This is a genomic window from Acetobacteroides hydrogenigenes, assembly GCF_004340205.1.
Lineage (GTDB): Bacteria > Bacteroidota > Bacteroidia > Bacteroidales > ZOR0009 > Acetobacteroides > Acetobacteroides hydrogenigenes.
This window is the reverse complement of sequence record NZ_SLWB01000002.1, coordinates 104,210-125,913: the sequence shown is the minus strand read 5'-3', so window position 1 is coordinate 125,913 and position 21,704 is coordinate 104,210. Positions and strand designations below refer to the sequence as shown.

Genomic DNA, 21,704 nt, shown 5'->3' with positions numbered 1-21,704 from the left:
TTCGTTTCTAGAATCCTATGTTTATACCACCGTAAACAGTTGTGTTTTTGCCCTGTAAAAATTTTGGTGTGTAAAGTTTAGCATCAGCTCCGCTAATGTCGCTGCTCTCTACCCCAAAGTTGATGTATAGGTCGTTAATGGGTTGGTAGGTTGCCGTAAATCTGATGGTTTTATTTATCCATCGCTCTTCATCCATAAAAGGAAGCCCCCTTCTTTCCGGACTGTTCATCAAATCGGTACTATACGTTTTGCCTTTTCTTGCTTTAGTGTATGATGCTTTAAGGTAAAGCGTTTTGATAGGTTTTACGGTAAGCGCCGTGTATATCTCGTCAGAATTGTCGCCGAGGTAATGGCCTAATAGGTAGCTGTTCGACTCGTATGTACAGGCTTGAACGTAATGCCTGTAACAGAAAGGGTTGGTTCTTGTATATTCAACCGTTGCCTGTATGTTGTTTAGAGGCCAGTTGGTCAGATTTCCTCCTACTTTAATAGAAACCTCGTTGGTATTCTCGGTTTTGCTAAACATTCTGCTTAAGCCTAGTTCATCAATAAATACCGATGAATAGATGCTTAGGTGCTTAATAGGCTTAAGGTATAGGTTGAAGAAAAGCAATGAGTTATTATCAATACCATTCGATTTGTTGGAAGAGGTTGATCTGTCCGACGATCTGTAGAACATAAAAGGTATGAGATAGGTAAAGTGTATTCCATTATCGCTATAGATAGTTGAGTTTCCAAACGAGAACTCTAACCAACGTGTGGGAAGTAGCGTAAACATGTTGGCTGCCATATACTTATTTCGGAAAACTTCTCTCTCGAATTTTGCTCCAGAAATAGGATACGACTTGCTGCTATCCACCACATCGGAAACCAACGTTCCGTGGAAATACTTAAACTTAAACCATTTTACGGGCGTTAGCGTTAGCATTACATAGGGGAACGATGGTGTACGGCCCGAAAGAATATTGTTTCCGCTATATCCCGACCCCCACTGTATATGATCTTTGGCGAGTTCTAGGCTACCCCAACTCCAACCGTACGATATACCGCCACGCATCTCGTCGTACTCGTATCCGGCCGATGTGCGCATGTTATTCTTTCCAAGCTCTTGGTTTAGGTAGGCAGGTTTGGTTAAAGGCTCATTCTCGAAATTATCCCTAAAGCTGGCCCAAATGCCAACATGCTTGCCGATATATCCAAATGCATCTATACCGTTGTACCTATGGGTGTAATCTTGTTCGCCATATTTACCCTTTGTAAGGCCCAATATTGGATTTATGGTTGCCGAAAACAGGGTATCCTTATAGTAAAGCAGATCTATACGACGCTTAAAATTTCTATCAGCATGCAGCTCCTTGCCGTAATCCTTAAGGTAGAAGGCTAATTCCTTTTGCTGTCGTTGCGATAGCATCTGCCTCTTTGTATCGGCTTCCTGTAGCCATTTGGAAATATCCATGCGATAGTAAGGTTTAGTAACCGATACCACATCTATTATGCCATCGTTGGATAGCTCGTCGATAAAAGAATAAATACCTGTATTGGCAGTATTTACTGGAACCTGCTGGGCGTTACCTATTAGGCTAACAAAAATAAAAACTGCTAGTAGGGAGATGTTGCGCATGGGAAAAGGAAAAGATTAAAAGATTATAATATGAAAGAATGAAAAATAATTTGTAAAGTTTTCATGTTTTCATGTTTTCATGTTTTCATGTTTTCATGTTTTCATGTTTTCATGTTTTCATGTTTTCATGACTAAAGTCCTTTTGTGGTTTTTATTGATTTTACCAGTAAACCGATTATTAACTTTAAATCAGAGTTCAAACTTTCAAACGAATCGATTTCAAACAAATTAGACTCTTTTAGTAGAGTCAATCCAGTATTGTGTTTCGTTGGCTTCTTTTAGGGCTATTGATAACTTGCTGATAAAGTCGGCTCTACTTTGGGCAAATTCTGCTTCTCGAACTAGAGCCCCAATGCTAGTACCGCTTCTTAGTACCTGTTTTGCTAGTACCCACTCTTTTGTTATTTCCTGCAAATTTCTACTCAACTCTACAATTCTGATTGCAAACTTGAAGGTTAAGTCTTTAAGCAGATTCTCTTTCATCATAAAATAATGAAAAACAAAAGTATGAAAACATGAAAAAATTTGAGTAAAATCCTTTCATCCTTTCATCCTTTCATCCTTTCATTTCTATCTCCCCGATCTTTTTACTATCGCATGGATCGTCTTGAAAATAATGGAGAAATCGAGCCAGATACTCCAGCTATCTATATACTGAACGTCGAGCTTAACCACATCCTCAAAGTCGGTAATCTCGTTACGACCCGACACCTGCCACATGCCCGATATGCCTGGTTTAACGCTTAAACGACGCCAATGGTGTAGGTCGTACTTCTCTACCTCATCGAGGGTTGGCGGACGTGTTCCTACTAACGACATATCTCCTGTAAGTACGTTCCAGAACTGGGGTAGCTCGTCGAGGCTAGTTTTGCGAAGAAACTTGCCAACACGGGTAACGCGAGGATCATCCTTCATCTTAAACATCATATCATCCATCTCGTTCTTATCCATCAGCTTCTTTTTAAGAGCTTCGGCGTTATTGCACATGGTTCGGAACTTGTAGATGTAAAAGTTACGTCCGTTCTTACCTACCCTAACCTGACGGAACAGCACGCCACCTGGCGAGTCTAAAAGTATTGCAGGAACAATAAATATGGATAGCACCCCGGTAAGAATTAACCCTATAAGGCCTCCAAGTATATCTATAAGACGTTTTGCTACTATTTGCCAAGGATCGAGGCTAACGCTTGCCCATGTTAGCGTAGGTATTACACCTATCGACGATACGCCTGTTTTGGCAATTTTCATATCGTAAACATCCATTACCAGATGGATGGTAATACCCATTGCCTCGCATCGGTGTATGTAGGGCTCAATTTCCTTTAGGTGTTCGTACGGAATGGTTACCACCACATCGTCGGCGCTGTGCTTTATTATGAGCTCGGGGAGGTCCTCGAACTCGCCCAACTTGGGCTTACTGCTTAAATCCTCGTAGCCGTTTAGATGTACGGTACCAATAATGTCGATAAACAGCTCGTTATTTTTATTCAGGTACTTTACCAGCTTTTTAACCTTATCGGGGCTACCTGCCACTATTATTCTGCGGTAGAAGGAGGTTCTTTTGAGCAGCTTCCGTAGCGACATCTTGTAAACAAAGTTTGCCATTAGCAGCACGCCTAGGTTGGTAACAAAGAATACCATCAGAAAAGCGCGGCTTATTACCTGTGTTTTTGCCAGATATAGCGATGTGGTACAAACCAGAAAGGCGAAGCATACCGCTACAATTAGCTTTGGTAGAATTGCTGTAAGCGAAAGTTTCTCTTTTTTACGCGAATTGCTGCCTAACCCATATACGTTAAATAGCATAATGGAAATAGGCCATAGTACAGCTACTGCTGCCAGCATTATCCAGTATTCGGTGCTGAAGGATGTTGTGTCTCCCTTTATGAGGTTACGCAGCACTAGTGCCAGCCTAAAGGTTGCTACGGTAAGCAGCACGTCCATAACAACGAAGCTCACCTGAATGAATTTCATCCTTTTATCCAACATACCCGAAGAGTTGTATTTGCTGTTCATAACCAAATATTATGAAAATATAAAACCCGCATCATTAGCAGGAGACCTCAGGTATGAATAGAACCTATGAGGGTTATATCCAACCATAAAGATCAATTTTATTCGGAAGGAAAATGAAATAGCATAGTTATGCTAAAAGTGACGCTGGATTATAGAACTTACACAGCGTCCAAAGTCACTACTCCCTATTCTCTATTCCCTTTTCCCAAATTTATTTTTCGGCGCTAAAGTAAGCTAACATAATTAGGACATCCAAGAACTAAATTGTTAAATATGTGGGTTGTTCCAACATGGAGATAGTAAGGAGTCGGGAGTAGTTAGTCGTTAATTGTTAATCGGGAGAGTTGAACAGTATTTTTCATTTTTCATCATTTTATTTTTCATTTCCAAACACAGAGTTAGACGGAAGTGGTGATGCGTGATGCGTGAACAAATGATCGTATGAAGAGAGAACCGTGCGGCGCGAAACCGAAAATTTTTCATTTTTCATGTTTTCATCATTTCATCGTCTAATGGAGCCTTTCACCACCGTTTTGTGGAGAGTTGTGTAGATTTGTTATCAACATCCCAACAGTTGTTATCTCCTTTCCAATAAGTGTTATCAGCCCTCCAACAGCTGTCATGATGCTTCCATTAATTGACTTAGTGTACGAAAGGTGTACAGTAGGTGTTTCCAAGAATTGTTTACATTCCTCCAAATTGTTCCCATGGCGCCTCCTAAAATTACCTAGATTCTATAACGAAAAGGGTGGGAATAGGACGTGAGGTTTAGGTTTATTGGATAATCCATTCAACCACTACGTGGTTGTTTATTGGCCTCGTCCTACTTCCCCGAGTTTCACTCGGGGCTATTCACCTAGAAGCCCTTATGGGCTTCTAGTAGTAGTAAAGAGGTCTATGCTTTACTTTTACTCTTAATAAATGCAACATATGGCAGCTGAGATGTAATCCTGTAAGGATTAAATATGAATAGCCCCGCATGCAATGCGGGGGAATTATGCACCATACGACAACAACCGCGAAGCGGTTGAAAAGTGAGCAGAAAATAAGACTTACCCACCTAAAACGTTATAGAGCCATTACCTACCCTATACAATGTCGTTATGTTAAGCATCCATTTGTAGGTAATACCCTAAATTTCTGGACTTTTTACTTCTCTTACTTTTTTGTTTGGGCAAAATAGTAAGCAAAAAAGCCTTGGTGAATATTAACTCGCTCGGTCGCTTTATAACGTTATATCCCTTTTCAAAAGGAGTGCTATTATGATGCAAATCGCTTTAGAAATGCTTGTAGATGCTTCGCTCGCTCAAACAGAACCGTAACGAAGAGGAGCTCAGCGTAGCTAATATTCACCGTTATGGAGTGGCTTCGCCACATTTTTCTACGGTGGAAACTTAGATTTCTACGTTAACGCCACATTCCGACTATGAGATATCTTGCTGTTTTAGAGTATTTAAAGTCTTAAGTTAACGACATTCCCCTGCAGGATACGGGCAGCTGTGAACAAGTGATAGTATGAAGAGAGAACCGTGCGGCGATAAACCGAAAATTTTTCATTTTTCATCCTTTACACGTTTTCATCCTCCAAAGATGAGGTAAATGGTAGTATTTGCTTATGCTGAATTTCTCTTCTAAACCATAATCCAAAAACAGGATCCACTAGGGTTACCTTCTGAGAGCTAACATCAATAATCTCTTTATCAGCTAACGCCTTTTTAATTCGTGTAACATTTGGCGATGTCCCAAAGTTATACTTGGCTATTACATCCTTTTTGGTAAACTCCGAATCTAAGCCATCGCATACCGCTCTTAGGAAGTTTAGCTGATAGCCTGTCAGGTATTCTACATCGCGCTGAAAAAGCATAGAATTCTGATTTAGCAAATCGTCTAATCCAAAGCAAAAACTCTCGTTGTCAACCCTGTTTTCAGTTCTCAACCAGATCAACCAGGAGAGCTGCTGAACGTACGAAGAGTGGTTATCTACCATTTTGCAGATCAACCGAGCATAGCTCTCGTTTATTTCTTTGCCGCTACTTTCAAACCTAGCTACGATATAGTTCACCCAACTATCTGTATCTATCTTTGTTAGGTACAGCACATCTCCAAATTTATAAAGTGGCAGGCTTTTTTTCTCAAATAGCAAGCTCATAAGATGTTTTTTGCTCCCAAACAGGCAGTAGGAAACTGCAGACTGATGCTGCCAAATGCTTCTCAACCTTTTCTGAAAAGTTGCAGGTTCTTCGAAATCCATCACCTGCTGGAACTCGTCAATACAAACAACGACCCTTACCCCTTTTTTTAGCGCAATTTTCTCCGGTAACGATAGAATTTCATCTACCGTCTCGCGCTTTTCATCTAGCTCTAGCCCTACCGAAAAATCAACGTTCGGATCGGTTCCCATCGAAATAGTAGGGCGTACGCGCGATAGAAAGCTTTTTGTGTTCTCTACCCATTCCTCCCATTTCGATGAGGTTTGCTTTATCACCGCGGTTGCAAAGCCATTGTAGAATTCTGCCTCGGTTCGATGCGAAAAGACATCCAGAAACACCACTTTTACCCCTTGTTCCTCGGCCATCTTCCCTACCTTTCGAACCAACGAGGTTTTACCCCAACGCCTAGGGGATATCAGCACCGTATTTACGCCACTCAAAAAGTTGGCTAACAATCTTTTCGCTTCGTCTTGTCGATCCGTAAAGTTGTCACCGACTGCAGTAACTCCAAACACAAATGGCTTATCCATAAGCTTTCAAATTAGGGTATCGACTCCAAATATACGTATTTTACTAACAAAAATGTTTGTAACAAGAATGTTTGTAACAAGAATGTTTGTAAGGTATTCCCAACGCAGAGGTGCTGAGGAACAGAGGAACACGGAGTTAGTCGGGAGTGGTTAATCGTTAGTCGTGATGGGTGATGCGCGAACCGTGAACCGTGAACCGATATTTTTCATCTTTCATCTTTCATTTTTCATCTTCTTTCAGCCACAAAGCGTAATTCGCGTAATTCGCAAATATTGGCGGAATGAAAATAGCTCATTCTTTCATTTTCCATTTTCCCATCTTGTCTCTAACGTCTAAATTCTAATATCTAGTTTCTTAATTCTATTTTTCCACCATAAATTTTGATAATTAAAAAAAATTATTAGATATTTGTTAAGAGAAATTCTCACGGAGGGCTGACAAGGTCCCCATTACGTTCCTGTAATCCAGATGCTGAAGAGGCTGACGTTTGCAGGTTTAGAAACGAAGATTACGATTATAGCTTAAACAGCTTTCGAAGATCCCGAACAAGCAATTGACCACCGGGAAGAAGAAAGGGTGAATAACCCTTACAAGAATCAAACAAACAATCATGAGCAATGGGTGTGGTATGCGCTGTAAAGTGCCAATGCCCTTAATGTTAAACCTTAATGGATTTAGTATGCCATAAGCGATTAACACGAAACCATTTTATGAGGCACTAGGTGCTGCATAAAATGAGCCACCAACAGCCGATGCGCTAACATCGCCTGTTAATGGCCTAATCAGTGGTGCTACGCCGTAGCCAGATGTACTAATTAGTTTAGGAGTAGAACCGTTAATTCATAAGCTCCTATCCTACCACAACGCTAACCTGCTGATACTTTGTTAACCTGTAAAAGTACCTAAAGGTTTGAAATACGCAAGCTAGTTTTCGTGTAATGCCTAAAAAAATAGAAACATGGCATCACAAAAAATTACAGGTACCCTTTGGTACTATCTTTTACAAAACCCTCTTATCAAGGATAACGAGGAGTATATGGCTAAAGTAAGCGCAACCGATGTTTACGATGTAAACCGTATTGCGGCCGAAATGCAGAAGTACAACAGCACCGCAACCATTGCCGATATTAAGGCTGTGCTCGAAATCCTCTTTACGGTGGTGAGCAACAAGGTTGCCGATGGGTGCAGCGTTCGCTTACCTATTGTAAACATTCGCCCCTCCATTTCTGGAAGGTTTAGCAGTCCGGTTGATTCGTTCGACAGCAACCGCCACGCGGTTAACGTAAAGGTGACATCGGGCGAGATGCTTAATCAAGCTATCTCGAACGTACAGGTGGCTCGCTACGACTCGGTGGAACGCTCGCCCGTGCTAAAGCAGTTTATCAACTGTTTTACGGGTACGTCTAACGCCTACCATGCGGGTTTTATTGGCAAGCTGGTTGGAAACGAGCTAAAGTTCGACATCGACAGCATCGACGAAGGGCTTTTTATCGTGAACTCCGAGACCGCCGAAGAAATAAAGGTGCAGCACTTTGGCAAGATTACCAACGGCGAGCTGATGTTTACCCTCCCTCCTCTTACTAAAGGCGAATACTACATGGAGCTGCGCAAGGCCTACTGCGCCAATAGGGAGATCCGTAGAGGTATCCTTAAAAAGAGCTTTGTGGTAGAGTAGCCTTCCCTCTTTCCTATCGAATGCTCTGGCCTCGGCTGGGGCATTCTCATTTTTACAAACACCGAGTTAGTAGGAAATAGTTAATCGTTAGTCGGTAGCGGTGATGCGTGACAAGTGAGCCGTGCGGTGCGAAACTGAGTTTTTCATTTTTCACCTTTCATTTTCTACCAACCATTAAGGACACAAAGGATAAGCACAAAGGCGAGCAAAGGATAATTCGCATAATAAGTAAAAATTCGTGGAATGGAATATTTTCATCCTTTCATTTTTCATATTTTATTGATACTCTTTTATCAACGTCAATTTTTTCTATTTATTAAGTTTACAATAACCTTTACTAAAGTATCTTTTTCTGCTGGATTGCTTACGGCAATCATCAGCGTTAAAGCTACTAAGGCGTTGTCTGCTATTCTTTTATATCCCAAATCATCGAAAAGAATCCGATTTTGCTCCAAAAAGTAGAGGAACAGAAAAGCAGCTATTCGCTTATTACCATCGGAAAACGAATGATTTTTTGTTATGAAATATAGCAGATTTGCTGCTTTTTCTTCAATACTTGGATATAAATCTACTCCATTAAAGGTTTGGTATATGGTAGAAATTGAACTGTGGAACGAACCATCTTTTTCGTGTCCAAATAATTCGCTATTTCCATAAGCCTTTTTTACGATTGCTATTTGTTTTATAGCCTCGTCGTATGTAAGCTGGTATGTTTCCTTTCCCGAAGTCGATGTTATTTGTAATGTTTGGTAATCGTACCGATCTAGTATATCTAGTGCATAGGAGTAATCTGCTATTATCTTGAGTAAACCCGAACTTTCATCGTTAGTAAGAATTTTGTACTTTAGTATATTGCGTATAATCTTGAACGAGCTTTGCAGCTCTTTTAGCTGTTCGGCTTTTTGAAGTAAACGTTGCTCGTTGAGCACATAACCTCTTACCAAATAGTCTTTAAGAACTCTGTTTGCCCATATTCTAAACTGAGTACCTCTTTTTGAGTTAACTCGATACCCTACTGATATTATTGCATCCAGATTATAGAACTTTATTTTTCTAGTAACTTTTCGTTTGCCCTCCATACGAACTACCGAGGAATACTCGGTTGTTGAGGCTTCATCAAGTTCTCCCGTTTGGTATATGTTTTTGAGGTGTAAACCTATAGTGTCAGAATCTTTCTCAAAAATGTCAGACATCTGCTTTTGCGAAAGCCATACGGTATCGTTATCAAGCTTTACCTGTATTTCAGCTTGCCCATTATCAAGTTGAAATATAGCTATTTCAGATTTTGTCATGTCAAATACGTCAATTTTTTTACTGCCCGTATAAAAGGGTGCTTATTTGCAATTTATGAATTTTGGGGTATTTACACCACATAATCAGGGCTTTTTGTGAATTGTGATGCGGGAATAGTGGCGGATGACGCGTAATTAGATAGTCGGAAGTGGTGATGCGTGATGCGTGGACAGTGAGTAGGGAGGAGTGAACAAGGAAACCTGTGATCGAGCGAACGCGAGAGCTAGTAGCAGAGAGTCGTAAAGCGGAAGTAGGAAATCGTTAGTAGTGATGGGTGAAGAGTGAACCGTGAGGCGCGAGGCGTGAACAGTGAACCGTGAACCGAAATTTTTCATCTTTTATCTTTCATTTTTCACTTTTCATTTTTCATCTTCTTTCAGCCACAAAGTGTAATTCGCGTAATTCGCAAATATTGGCGGAATGAAAATAGCTCATTCTTTCATCCTTTCATTTTTCATTTTCATCCATGCACTTTAAAAAAATGGCCACCCTCCTTTGGTGCATCCAAAACCTTCAGCTACCTTTATAAAACTTTAATCCAAAATCTTAACCAACGGCTAAGCTAGAACTAAATATCCTACCTTTTACGCCAAAAGAATCTTCGGCCGTATTTCTGGCAGGGTGATGGTATCAAATAAACACAAGGAATTATGTCAGAAAATTTACCCCAACCAAGCCAAACCCTATTTGAGCAAATAAAAAGGTTTGACGAAAACGGAAACGAATATTGGAGCGCAAGAGAATTGTCTAAAGTTTTAGAGTATACTGAGTATAGAAATCTTAAGCCAGTAATAGATAAAGCAAAGGAGGCTTGTAAAAACAGCGGACAGGAGATTGATAACCATTTCGTGGAATTCCACGAGATGGTTAAAATTGGTTCTGGAGCTGAACGAGGGTTCGATGATGGCGTAATGCTATCACGTTATGCATGTTACTTAATTGTTCAAAATGCAGACCCTACTAAGGAGGTGGTTGCCATAGGGCAAACATACTTTGCAGTACAAACACGCCTACAGGAAATTAGACAGATGGAGGAGTATTCTCGCTTGTCAACCGAGGATGAAAAGCGCTTGTTTCTCCGTAATGAGATGAAAAAGCATAACTTGCAGCTTGCTGACACAGCAAAGGGGGCTGGCGTTATTGACCCTATCGATTATGCTATATTCCAAAATCACGGCTATATGGGACTTTATGGTGGACTTGATGCAAAAGGCATACATCAAAGAAAAGGCCTAAGAAAGAGTCAACAAATATTAGATCACATGGGTAGTACTGAACTAGCCGCAAATTTATTTCGAGCAACACAAACTGAAGAGAAACTTAAAAGGGACAAGATTAAAGGTAAGGCAAATGCAAATAATACCCACTTTGAGGTAGGTAAGAAGGTGAGGAAAACAATAGAAGAAATAGGGGGAACTATGCCTGAAGACTTACCCGTTGCTGATAGCATTAAGAAGCTTGAAAAAGGGGTAGAACAACCGACTAAAATGGTAAGAAAAGGGAAAAAGAAGCATTAACTTGAACTAGTCAGGAATTAATGCCGGTTCCGTTTACTCCGATATGTTCAACGAGTGATTGTGTGAGTAGGGAATCGTTAGTCGGGAGCAGTGAACCGTGAGAGGTGAGCCGTGATCGAGTGAAGAGTGTACCGTATACGAATTTTTCATCTTTCATTTTTCACTTTTCATTTCCCAACACAGAGACGCTGAGGAACAGAGGAACACCGAGCTAGACGGGAGTGGTTAATCGTTAGTCGTTAGTCGTGAGGCGCGAGGCGTGAACAGTGAACCGTGAACCGAAATTTTTCATGTTTTCATCTTTCATTTTTCTTCCAACCACAAAGTTCACAAAGGAATAGCATAAGGGAACACCGGGAGTAATTTGCGCAATTCGTGAAAATTCGGGGAATGAAAATATTTCATCCTTTTGTTTTCACTATGATTTTGCTCCTAATATCACTATGAAATCAACCCCAAACAGTATATGATTTTGACTCGAAACTCGTAGTGATTTGCGCCTGATATTACGGTGATACCAACCCCGAACAGCAGTAATAACGGCATGCTACTCGGGTGATACCAAGCTAAAACACGTGGTAGTACCTAGTTGGAATTGCTGTGGTTTTAAAAAAGTGAGTAGGGAGAAGGGAATAGTGAGGCGTGACGGGTGAGGCGTGAACCGGGAGATGTTAGTCGGGAATAGGGAACAAGTGATCTTGTGATTGGGTGATTGGGTGGTGAGGAATAGTTAGAATGGAGTCGTTAGTCGTTAGTCGTTAGTCGTTAGTCGGAAGGCGTGAACTGTGATGCGTGATGCGTTAAGTGCGAACCGTGAGTCGTGAACTGAGATTTTTCATGTTTTCATCTTTCATTTTTCACGTACATCGTGTTACCATTCTGGTTGAATTTGTGGGGTAGGTACGGTAGTTATTCTAGTACTTTTTTATATACGAAGTAGGTTTCTTTTGCAATGCTATCCCAATTATATCTCGACATATCGTATGAGCAGGAAGCTGTAGAATCTGCCAACTTCTCGTTTATTCTAGTCGATAAATCTTCTATGCTACCCGTTTTAAAATAGGTAGTGCTGGGGAGCTTAACCTCTAGGTTTGGCTCGATATCGCTTGCAAGAATGTTTAAATCGTAGCTCATAGCCTCAAGAAGGGCTATTGGTAAACCTTCGTAAAATGAGGGTATAACAAATAGCTTAGCGTGCGTGTAGAGCTGATATAGTGGACTACCTTTTATGAATCCCGTAAGGATAACACCTTCTTTTTTTGCCAGCTCTTTAAGCTTTAACGAATAGTCGGTTTCGTGATCGGCATCGCCAGCTATTACCAGCTTAAAATCTTTTGATGCTGACGATTGCTTCCATGCTTTAATTAGGTAGTCGAATCCCTTTTCGGGTACAAAACGGCCTAAGGCAAAAATATAACCTTGAGGCTCTAAGCCTAAGCTGCTTATGTAGTCAACACCATTATCTTTTACAGCTTTCGGTACGCCATTGGGTATAAGAATATAATCCTTTCTACCATATTTTTGATCAATACCCTTGCCAATGCCGTTTGAAATTACAATAACCTTACTGGCAAACTTAACGCCTGCCCACTCGCCTAGCTTAAGGAACGTTTTAGCCAACCTACCCCACTTTTTCCTTTCGTAATCGGGACCATGATGCGTCATAACAACCCTAAGACCTAACAACTGGGCAAGCGGTGTAACTAAGTTGGGACCTACGGCATGAATATGAAGAATATCCGGGCGTTTAATAGCAGCGTATAGTACGGCTAGAAAGCTATGCACTATTGCCTCAAAGCTTTTGCTTTTTGGAGAGTAAAGGTTCTTAACTCTGATATCCTTATAGATGCCAATATTGTTAGCGGGTGTTACGTAGGCGCTTCTGCGAATTACCGTAATGTCAATGTCCTGTTGGACCTTCATTGGAGGGTAAAGCTGCTCGCAGTGGGTTTCTACGCCTCCCTGAATATCGGGTATACCTCTAGTACCGGTTACGAATACTTTCAATGTAGGATAGTGTTAGCTATAGGTAAAAAATGTTTCTATTCTTCAACTAGTGGAATTGAAGGATCTGGTTTAACGCCTGTGTTGTCGTTGTAATGATCTATGCGGCTATAGTTTAAGTCGCCCTGTCTAGGATCTTGACCCACATTATACCAAGGAATACTATCTACGCAAACAGGTTTACCCAGCAAGCTTTTAATTTTATTCTTAGCAACCCAAAGAGCGGGGTGCTGTATGTGCTTTTTCATTACAGGGGCTGCTGTACCAACCATCCAGCAGTTTTTGGGGCAGCTGGATACGCGCTCTCTTACCTGTTGTGCTCTTTCGCTAAACCATAGCTCTTCGAATGTTTTAACCTCGCGGATGTTACCCATACTCTGCTTCCAAATACCTTCCTCAAGGCCATTACAGGGGTAAACCTCTCCATAAGGCTCAATAAAGAAGTTTGCCGAACCCGCTTCGCATGGTAGCATTCTTCGTCCACCATTTATGTAGTTTATAAGGCCTAGGTTAAAGAATGCCCTAAACCAGCTTTTGGGGTTATTCTCCTTTAGCAGGGCATTTACCAGCTTCTCAAAGTCGGCGTTAACAGCCGATTTGTTGCTTATCAGGTTATCGTACTTGTGAAAATAGAAGGAGTTATGGAAGGCGGCAGTTGCAAATTCCATCTTAAGCTCCTTGGAGATTTCATATAGGGGCAGCAGATCGTGATGATTATGGTTAGATACGGTCATACCAAACCCAATATCCTTAATCCCCATGCCCTGCAGCTCCTTAAGCAGAGAGTAACCCTTATCGAAACCTCCTGCCCTACCCCTTAGCAGATCGTTCGTTTCCTTTAGGCCCTCGATGCTTACCCTAATTCCAATATTGGGGAACTTTTTGGCGAGCTTAATTACCCTATCGTAGTGCCACCCCGATGTTGATATTACGATGCGGGGCGATTTGGTAAACATCAGCTCCACGATTTCTTCCAAATCGTCGCGTTGAAAGGGTTCGCCGCCCGTAATATTTACAAACTTAAAGCTAGGAAGTATCTTAAGGTCGTCTGCTGTAATCTCCTTTTGCCTATCGCTTGGGTTCTTCCAAATATCGCACATTTTGCAGCGCATTTGGCAGCGATAGGTAGTTATTATAGAAACGTCTGTTGGGTATAGTAATTTTTTCACGCTTATTCTCCTTTATATATTTTCATCAGTTCGTTATAGTAGCTTTCGGCCGAAAACTTTATGCTCGCATCGTCAGATATTTTTTGGTAATTCCAGCTATCAACAGCCATCATTTCGTCTATTTTATTGGACAAATCTTTCGAATCACCTGCCCTAAATAGCATTCCATTTGATGAATCAACCAGCTCCGGTATACCACCAATTGATGCTCCCAGCACAGGGGTTCCAAGCGCAAAAGACTCTATTATGCTTAAGGGGTTATTCTCATAGCATTCAGATGGTAGTACCATAAAGCGAGCTTTACCTAGTATCTGCTTTATTTCATCCCATTTACGGTAGCCCATAAACTCTATGTTGGCAGAGCTGTACCTTTCTTCCAAATTCGTTCTTAAAGGGCCATCTCCAATTACTTTCAGCTTATAGTTAGGATGTTCTGATGCTGCCATTAACAGCGTTTCAACACCTTTTTCTCTCGATAGTCTACCTAAATAGACGTAGTAGTTCTCTTTCGATAGCTCAGGTCTAAATTTCGAGACATCAGCAAAATTGTAGATATGCCTTATCTGGCTTTTTGGGTATCCCCCTTCGCCCATTTTGTTTTGCAGAAAAATTGAAGGTGAAATAAAGAAGCGAGTAAACTTAAGTAATTTGGAACTTGACCATTTTAGGGCTTCAAAGTATCCAATGGTGCTCCCTATAAGGCTACCTTTAATGCAACGATGCCTTACTACGCTCGATTTATCGCTTAGGCACTCTTCGCATACCCTATTTTCGCGTAGTAGCGAGTAAGAGGGGCAAATAAGTTTATAGTCGTGTAAGGTCCAGTAAACGGGTATCGACCGTTTATGAGCCTCTTGTGCTATTATTGGCGATAGCTGACTATGAATATTGTGTAAATGAACAACATCCGGTTGAAAATCGTCTAATAGCCTATTCCATTTCTGCTTAACCTCTCTAGAATAGATTGGCCTAAGCATTGCCTCCAGTAGATTACCCGGTTTCTTAGCAGAATACTCTAGCATAGATGGCCAATAGCTAGAATACTTATTTTCGATATTATCCGGATGCTGCATGCTAAAAATAGCAACCCTATGACCATGTTGCTCTAGTAGCTGTTTTAGCTGGATGGTATGGATACAATCACCACCTCGTTGGTAGAAGAATTTATTGGAGAGTAGAATTTTCATTTCTATAAGATTTTAAATCAATGATTGAATATAAGTTTTAAAATCTTCAACTTTATTAATTATTCTATTTCCTGAGTGATGAGGGAATATTCCTAGTGTTCCTGATGAATAATGCCCTCCTGATATTTTATAATGTGTAGAACTAGTGGTAAGTATGTCTCCAAATAGATCATACTCAATGCCATAATTCATAGGTAATTCTATACAAATATCAGGAAGTCTATCATAATGCATGCCGTTGTATAACTCAAAATTTCGTTTGACCCATTTGTATTTTGGAAATTCAACACAATTATCAAGAATGTGAATGATACGGTTAAACAATTCTTCTTCTAATTGTTTATTTCCTTTAATTTTGCTTCCAAAATTTAAACCTATATATGGTTTTTTTCCGCAGAATAGTTCGTCAACATAACAAATTGAATTTACTTTATCAATCAAATGATCTGATTTTTTATATTTCATTGCACCAGGTATTTTCTTTGCCTTAGAAGCAACAAAATCCAATATTCTCATTTTTGATAATAATTTAATTGTATAATTTCTTGCTTTTTGTTTTAATTTAATCCAATAAAGACCTGATGATGCACTATTATTTACAATTAAAAGTCCTTCTCTTCTTAATAATTCATTTAGATTTATAAGATCGTAAGGTCTTTGACCAAATCCATGATCACTAATTATTAGTAATTTATCATTTTCATTTAGTTTAAAGATTATTTCTTCAATTATTTTGTCAAATTCTTTCAATGATTTTAAAATTAAATTTGATAAAAAATTTTCATATTCATGAAGAGGGTCTTTTTTATCAAAAAATCTCCATGTATAGTGTTGTATTCTATCTAGAGTTGTAAAAGTTACGAAAATCAAATCATACTTTTCTTTATCCAAATGAAATTTTGTTTCATGCCAAAGATCTTTTATATCTTGAAAAGCAATGTCCATGTCATTTTTTAGATTCGAAACATTACCTAAAGCTTTGTAACCACCATATACATGATCTTTATATGTTATTGTATTGCTAGGATGTTTTGAAACGATTCCTTCTACAAACGCGGGACCTGATATCATTATCCCATTAATTGGCCATGATGGATAAGCTAAAAATGGATTCAAAACAAGACATCTTTTACCATTTTTTGAAAGATCATCCCAAAATGTTTTACCAGTTATGTCAATCTTGTTGTTTTTTTTAAATTGTTCAACAGACTCTACATAATCTTTCCCCCTAATAATACCATGTTCTGCTGGATTTAATCCAGTAAAAATAGTAGACCAAGCAGGAACAGAATCTGCAGGAAAAACTGTTTCGATTGTTTGCAAATATCCTGCATCTCTTATTTTCTTGAAATTTGGGAGTTGTTCAATATAGTGATCTATTATATCTAAATCAAGGCCATCAATTCCTAGTATATACAGACTCATTTTTTTTTATTTTTTTTGAAATGTTAGCGATAGTATCTTCAAGTGAATTGTTATTGCAGACTATAACAGCATTCCCAAGCAATTCAATATATTCTTTGTAAAATTTTCGTCTCACCGACAGGTATTCTTTTGAAGGAATATCGTTCTTACGTACTAATGCAATGTGTTCTTCTACATCTATAAAAATGACATAGGAAAAGGCATTTAGTTTGAATAGCAACCGTTTGACTATCCAATTGTTTAAATTAAGTCCATGATTTACCGACTGATCAACTAAGAAATCTAATATAAAGCGGTCCACTATGGTATTGTTAGGGGACTTTCGTAGTTTCGAAAATACCTTTTTTATTGTAATTGAGTATTCAATATATTGTATTGTAAAAATAACGCATGATAAAACTTTACTTTTTGTTATTTTCTTTTTGAATGATGACCATTTATTATATTGTTGTTCATTCATGTCGTTGAAGTTAGTACTTCCATTTGTTTGTGACTTTTTTAAAGGAGCAACTAAATAACGAATTAGTTTAGGTTCATATCTTGCCCAGATTACTTCTACTTTTTCATTTGGAAATAATTCAGGTATGATTCGTTCTATTATAGTAGTTTTTCCAGCTCCATCTATGCCTGTTATATATATATTCATAGTTTAATTTTGTAATATATTTTCAAATATTTTTTCCCATTTGAATTCGTTTAAAACTATTTTTCTGTTATTGCAGGCTAATTCTAAATTAAGATTTTTGAATTTTTCAATCATCTCTGATTTGGAACTAAAAAATTTAAAATGCTCTGATTCCTGAAATGTATCTATTAATCCTCCAAATTTTGTACTGATTACAGGTATATTTGTCGACATTGCTTCCAAAACAGAAAGTGGGAATTCGATTGCTCCATCTGCATTTTTGACAGGAAAAATGTAAACATCAGCAAGTTGATATAATTCTGATATTTTCTCAATGTATTGGTCAAATATAATAACACCCAAGTTCTTTAAATAGTTACTTAATGAAATGTCTTGTTCTGTACTGCTACTGCCAACAATAATCACTTTATAACCAATATCCAATAAAGCAGTTAGAGAGTCGATATTTCTGTTTTTTTTAATGTGACCAACATGCAGAGCATATTTCGTAGTACAATTTAAATTATACTTTTTTCTTAATTCCATTTTAACTATTTTGCTGCATGGCTCAAATGTCTTTGTGTCGACACCTAAAGGTATATAAGAAGTGTTTACACCCAAATTTTGGTATTGAATCTGTCCTGATTTAGAAAAAGTGATTAGATTAAATTTTCCAAACTTAATGAATTGTTGGGTAAGGTAGTTGTGTTTTCTTTTTTGGCTGCTAATCATGATAACCTTTGCATTACAAGCATAGAGGTTTAAAATTATTACTCTAATAAAACTAAAAAAAGTACTAGATGCTTCTGGTATATAAATAATCCGTTGTGGATTGTAATGATATATTTCTCGGTAAAGTTGTAGGTTAAGAAAAGTTTTTGATCTTTTAAAGGTTTTAATTTCTTGATTGTCTAAATTTGATGGACTCGCCAGAACTTTGGATTCTGGTAGGTTTTTCAGACAAAAATGAATAAAATTGTAGGTAAATTTTTTTAAACCTTCATCAATTGGAAATTTGATGGAATCACAAACTATTAGCAATTTTTGCATTTGAATTTATTTTAAATGAACTCAAAACTAAAATTTATAAAACGCTTATTATGATTAAATTGGATAAATAGCATTATTTTATAGTAAAGATGGAGAATGTTTTTCGCGACTTAGTTTTATTTATACAATTTTTATAAAAGTTTAAATATTTAGTTGCGCAGTTATCCATTGATAAATTATTCTCATAGTATCTTGTAAATAATTTATTATCAATGTTGTTTCTTTTAAGTATATACTTATTTAATGCATTGTAGTAACTATTAACTGAAAAGTCACTTGAAATATAGCAAGGAACTCCATCGTTTATAATATCAATTACACCACTAACAGGTGTCGAAATTGGTGTTATTCCGCAGGCTAATGCTTCAATTAATGTAATTGGCATTCCTTCATATAATGATGATAAGCAGAAAGCATCAGATAAAAAATAGTAATCAGCTACATTTTGCTTAGGACCTAAATAGAATATATTATTATTGGAAATTGATTTCAAATTTTCACCTTCCTTAGTGTCATAGCCAGATCCAATTATTAATAAAATTGCATCTTCCCCATTTTCAATAAATTTATTAAAAGCAGAAATAAGAAGTTTCTGATTTTTTTGTGGAGCACATCTAGCAATGTGGAGAAAAATAATTGTATTTTTTGTTTGTTTTAATTTATTTATCTCTTTATTAGTAATATCGAATAAGTTTGTTTTCTGCATCTTTGCTCTTCCATTAATAATAACGGTATCGCTTTTTCGATTAAACACCCTTTCGAATGATTTATCATTATCGGCAGAAATTGTGATTAATTTTACAAGATTCAATGAGTATAAAAATTTCATTAAGAAAAAACTTAGTGTTTTATTTTTATAATTTTCAGCTTTGTTATGTAACGTTTGTACATAAACAGTTTTTCTTCTCAAAAACAGTATTGGGAGTATAAAATTGATTAATGCTAAGTTAAGGTGTAAATGAACGACATCTGGTTTCATTCGATATACGAGATAATAGTTTTTAAGAAAGCCTTTTAAACTATATTTAGTCTTTGATTCAAGATTGATAATTTCTACATCTGAAGATAAGTCGTGTAAATAGAACGTGTCTGATTCACTATTTTTATATTTGATAGTGGTTAAATATACTTCTTCCCCTAAATTTTTTAATTCGTTTGATAAGTCTACCACAAAGCGTTCAGCACCTCCAGATGATAGAGAATATATGATTTGAAGAATTTTCATCTTAAATCGATTAGTTGTTTAATATACATTCTTTTAAAACATTCAAATAACCATGTCCAAATTTCAAATCGGGTTCGACATAGTTGCCTTCTCCCCATTCATTCCATGAACGGAGGAAGATTATCTTTTTTTCTTCAGGCTTATTTGAGATAATTGAAAGAGCGTCTTGTATATGTTTTTTAAATAGTTCTGGAGTAGAATCAGTATATATAATAGCTTTTCTTCCCGAGCGAGGTGATCGATCCCATTGAGGGATAATTGTTGGATATACATTATCATGATAATCAAATTCTGTAAAATAATTTTTAATAATTGTTTTATATTTGTATCTGTCTAATTGGATATTTGGAAAGAAATCACGAATTTTGTGTTCTAGCATTTTTCTGATATATCCTTTTGATTTGTACTCAGCATGCCATAAATTACCTGGTGCAATTGCATCAACACCAAGATCTAGTATTTTTTGATTATTTTCTATCCAGCCTCCTGATAAACCAACAAAATGCACACCATTTAGCCCATTTTTAATAGCATTATCTTGCCAAAGTTCCATAAAAAGTTTAATATCAGGAAAGTCTAAGGGTGCATAAAACAAGAATACAGGTTTACCGTCTACTTGGATATATCGTTTATCTTGAAATGCTGGTAAAACTGTGTAAAAGTGGTTTAGATAGTCTTGTTTTCCAGGATAAAGTTGTTTAATAATGGAACAATCATGCTTCCATTGATTTTGATTGACCCATGTACGTGTTGTCCATGAGTGATTTGCCCAACCTAAACAAAAAGGAAAATTTGGTTTGCCAGAAATTAGAACTTCATTAAAAGGACGTTCCAGTACTCTTCTTCCATTGCCAAACCAGTAATGCCAATACATAAAACCTTCAATCCCATTTTCTTGTGCCATTTGGGCCTGCAATTCTCTTATTTCAGGTATTCTCAAGTCGTAGTAACCTAAATCGGCAGGTATTCTTGGTTGATAGTGACCTCTAAAAAGAGGTTTTGCTTTGCCTACATTTGTCCATTCTGTAAATCCTTTTCCCCAATATTTATCATTTTCGGGAATTGGATGAAATTGAGGAAGATAAAAAGCAATAACTCTAGCCTTTTTCATGGGTTTGTTATATTAGAAATTGTAAAAATTATATTGAATAGGAGGTTTTAAATTTTTATTTTTTGGATATAATTTCTTATGTATTATTACTGAAATAATAAAAAATGCAAAAACAAATGTATTGAAATTGTTGTTGTTTGCAAATGCGCATCCCCAACACCCAAATAATAAAATAAATTTTTCTCTTACATTATAAATATTAATAAGATTATATGAAATAATTAATTCAAGAAGCACTTTTAATATGCCAACAATCCATCCCCACCATGAAATGGTTAGTAATATACCGTTTTCTAAAGAAATATTTGTTCCGGGTATATATATAATCCTGCCACCAACAATAACATTTTGTAAATCCCAATCAGAATGCCAAAAGTAGTAATAACTTAATAATCTTGTGATTGAAGATGAGTTTGATAGATTATCCTCTTCTGCTAATCTTCCAAGAAATGAAAGATCAAGAGTTGAAAAATCTATTATTCCACTAAAAAAAACAAATGCTATTGAAGATAATGTTATTATTAATATTGATATTTTGGTAAATAATAAGTAATATAAAATTAAAATGAACCCCCATGTAATTATAGCTGCTCTTGAATTAAAACATAGTAATGAAATTGTGCCAAGAACTAGAAAAAAAACTTTATAATAGTTATTTATGTATCTATTTACCAAAACAAAAGAAAGTGCAATTACAACTATATTAGCACTACGTAATGGATGTTCCATTAATGAAAATGATCTAAATTTTGTTATGTCTTCATACATGCTAAAACTTTCTGTGTAATTGTAATTAAATAAAAGTATTTGGTTGTTCATTTCATAGATAGATAATAACATATGTATTATAAAGAATGAAAAATATAAATAAACAAAAAATTTCGGAATATTAAATAATCGAAATAGTGGTATTAGTATTATTATAATTGTCCATATGATAAATTCTCTATATGGTTTTTCTATATTTAGAATAGAGTAATGCAGTATTGTTCCTGTTAGTAAAAGAAGTAAATAAGTCAATTCGTATGGTGTAATGTTTTTTAAA

General features: G+C 37.2%; 16 protein-coding genes. 2 read left to right on the top strand and 14 right to left on the bottom strand.

All coding sequences use genetic code 11. The annotated features are described in order from the left end of the window. Positions 1-7 precede the first annotated feature (7 nt). The 4 genes from CLV25_RS03290 to CLV25_RS03275 form a co-directional block, all read right to left on the bottom strand. Entirely contained in the window at positions 8-1,621 is a 1,614-nt protein-coding gene (locus CLV25_RS03290; protein ID WP_131838215.1) for a capsule assembly Wzi family protein, read from the bottom strand. 228 nt (positions 1,622-1,849) lie between these two features. Next, complete coding sequence (locus CLV25_RS03285; RefSeq protein WP_317129303.1) at positions 1,850-2,104, bottom strand: four helix bundle protein; 255 nt, start codon at positions 2,102-2,104, stop codon at positions 1,850-1,852. 87 nt (positions 2,105-2,191) lie between these two features. Continuing rightward, positions 2,192-3,637 (bottom strand): sugar transferase, encoded by a 1,446-nt coding sequence (locus CLV25_RS03280; protein ID WP_131838214.1) that lies wholly within the window; start codon positions 3,635-3,637, stop codon positions 2,192-2,194. Between the two features lie 1,567 nt (positions 3,638-5,204). Then, entirely contained in the window at positions 5,205-6,377 is a 1,173-nt protein-coding gene (locus tag CLV25_RS03275; RefSeq protein ID WP_131838213.1) for an AAA family ATPase, read from the bottom strand. Between the two features lie 959 nt (positions 6,378-7,336). Between CLV25_RS03275 and CLV25_RS03270 the strand changes: the two genes are divergently transcribed. Further along, a complete protein-coding gene (locus CLV25_RS03270) occupies positions 7,337-8,053 on the top strand; it encodes a DNA-binding domain-containing protein (protein WP_131838212.1) in 717 nt (238 codons plus the stop codon). Between the two features lie 299 nt (positions 8,054-8,352). On the opposite strand, the gene rhuM is transcribed toward CLV25_RS03270, so the two are convergent. Beyond that, entirely contained in the window at positions 8,353-9,345 is a 993-nt protein-coding gene (gene rhuM / locus CLV25_RS03265) for a RhuM family protein (protein ID WP_131838211.1), read from the bottom strand. Between the two features lie 651 nt (positions 9,346-9,996). Between rhuM and dinD the strand changes: the two genes are divergently transcribed. Then, entirely contained in the window at positions 9,997-10,863 is an 867-nt protein-coding gene (gene dinD, locus CLV25_RS03260) for a DNA damage-inducible protein D (RefSeq protein WP_131838210.1), read from the top strand. Between the two features lie 909 nt (positions 10,864-11,772). On the opposite strand, the gene CLV25_RS03255 is transcribed toward dinD, so the two are convergent. From CLV25_RS03255 to CLV25_RS03215, 9 genes are all read right to left on the bottom strand, one after another. Next, positions 11,773-12,870, bottom strand: coding sequence for a glycosyltransferase family 4 protein (locus CLV25_RS03255; protein WP_131838209.1), 1,098 nt, complete (start codon positions 12,868-12,870; stop codon positions 11,773-11,775). A 35-nt stretch (positions 12,871-12,905) separates the two neighbouring features. Next, on the bottom strand, positions 12,906-14,042 hold the full coding sequence (locus CLV25_RS03250; RefSeq protein ID WP_131838208.1) for a radical SAM protein: 1,137 nt from the start codon (positions 14,040-14,042) through the stop codon (positions 12,906-12,908). Next, complete coding sequence (locus tag CLV25_RS03245; protein ID WP_131838207.1) at positions 14,039-15,223, bottom strand: glycosyltransferase family 4 protein; 1,185 nt, start codon at positions 15,221-15,223, stop codon at positions 14,039-14,041. Before CLV25_RS03245 ends, CLV25_RS03250 begins: the two co-directional genes overlap by 4 nt. Before the next feature lie 12 nt (positions 15,224-15,235). Further along, complete coding sequence (locus CLV25_RS03240; protein WP_131838206.1) at positions 15,236-16,648, bottom strand: alkaline phosphatase family protein; 1,413 nt, start codon at positions 16,646-16,648, stop codon at positions 15,236-15,238. Next, complete coding sequence (locus tag CLV25_RS03235; RefSeq protein WP_131838205.1) at positions 16,623-17,294, bottom strand: nucleoside/nucleotide kinase family protein; 672 nt, start codon at positions 17,292-17,294, stop codon at positions 16,623-16,625. The genes CLV25_RS03240 and CLV25_RS03235 overlap by 26 nt, the downstream gene beginning before the upstream one ends. 3 nt (positions 17,295-17,297) lie before the next feature. Beyond that, positions 17,298-18,323, bottom strand: a complete 1,026-nt coding sequence (locus tag CLV25_RS03230) for a glycosyltransferase (protein WP_131838204.1) — start codon at positions 18,321-18,323, stop codon at positions 17,298-17,300. A gap of 73 nt (positions 18,324-18,396) precedes the next feature. Continuing rightward, complete coding sequence (locus CLV25_RS03225) at positions 18,397-19,548, bottom strand: glycosyltransferase (RefSeq protein WP_131838203.1); 1,152 nt, start codon at positions 19,546-19,548, stop codon at positions 18,397-18,399. A 10-nt stretch (positions 19,549-19,558) separates the two neighbouring features. Further along, entirely contained in the window at positions 19,559-20,659 is a 1,101-nt protein-coding gene (locus CLV25_RS03220; protein ID WP_131838202.1) for a glycosyltransferase WbsX family protein, read from the bottom strand. A 12-nt stretch (positions 20,660-20,671) separates the two neighbouring features. Beyond that, positions 20,672-21,427: a hypothetical protein gene (locus tag CLV25_RS03215; protein WP_131838201.1), complete on the bottom strand. Its 756-nt coding sequence runs from the start codon at positions 21,425-21,427 to the stop codon at positions 20,672-20,674. Positions 21,428-21,704 lie beyond the last annotated feature (277 nt).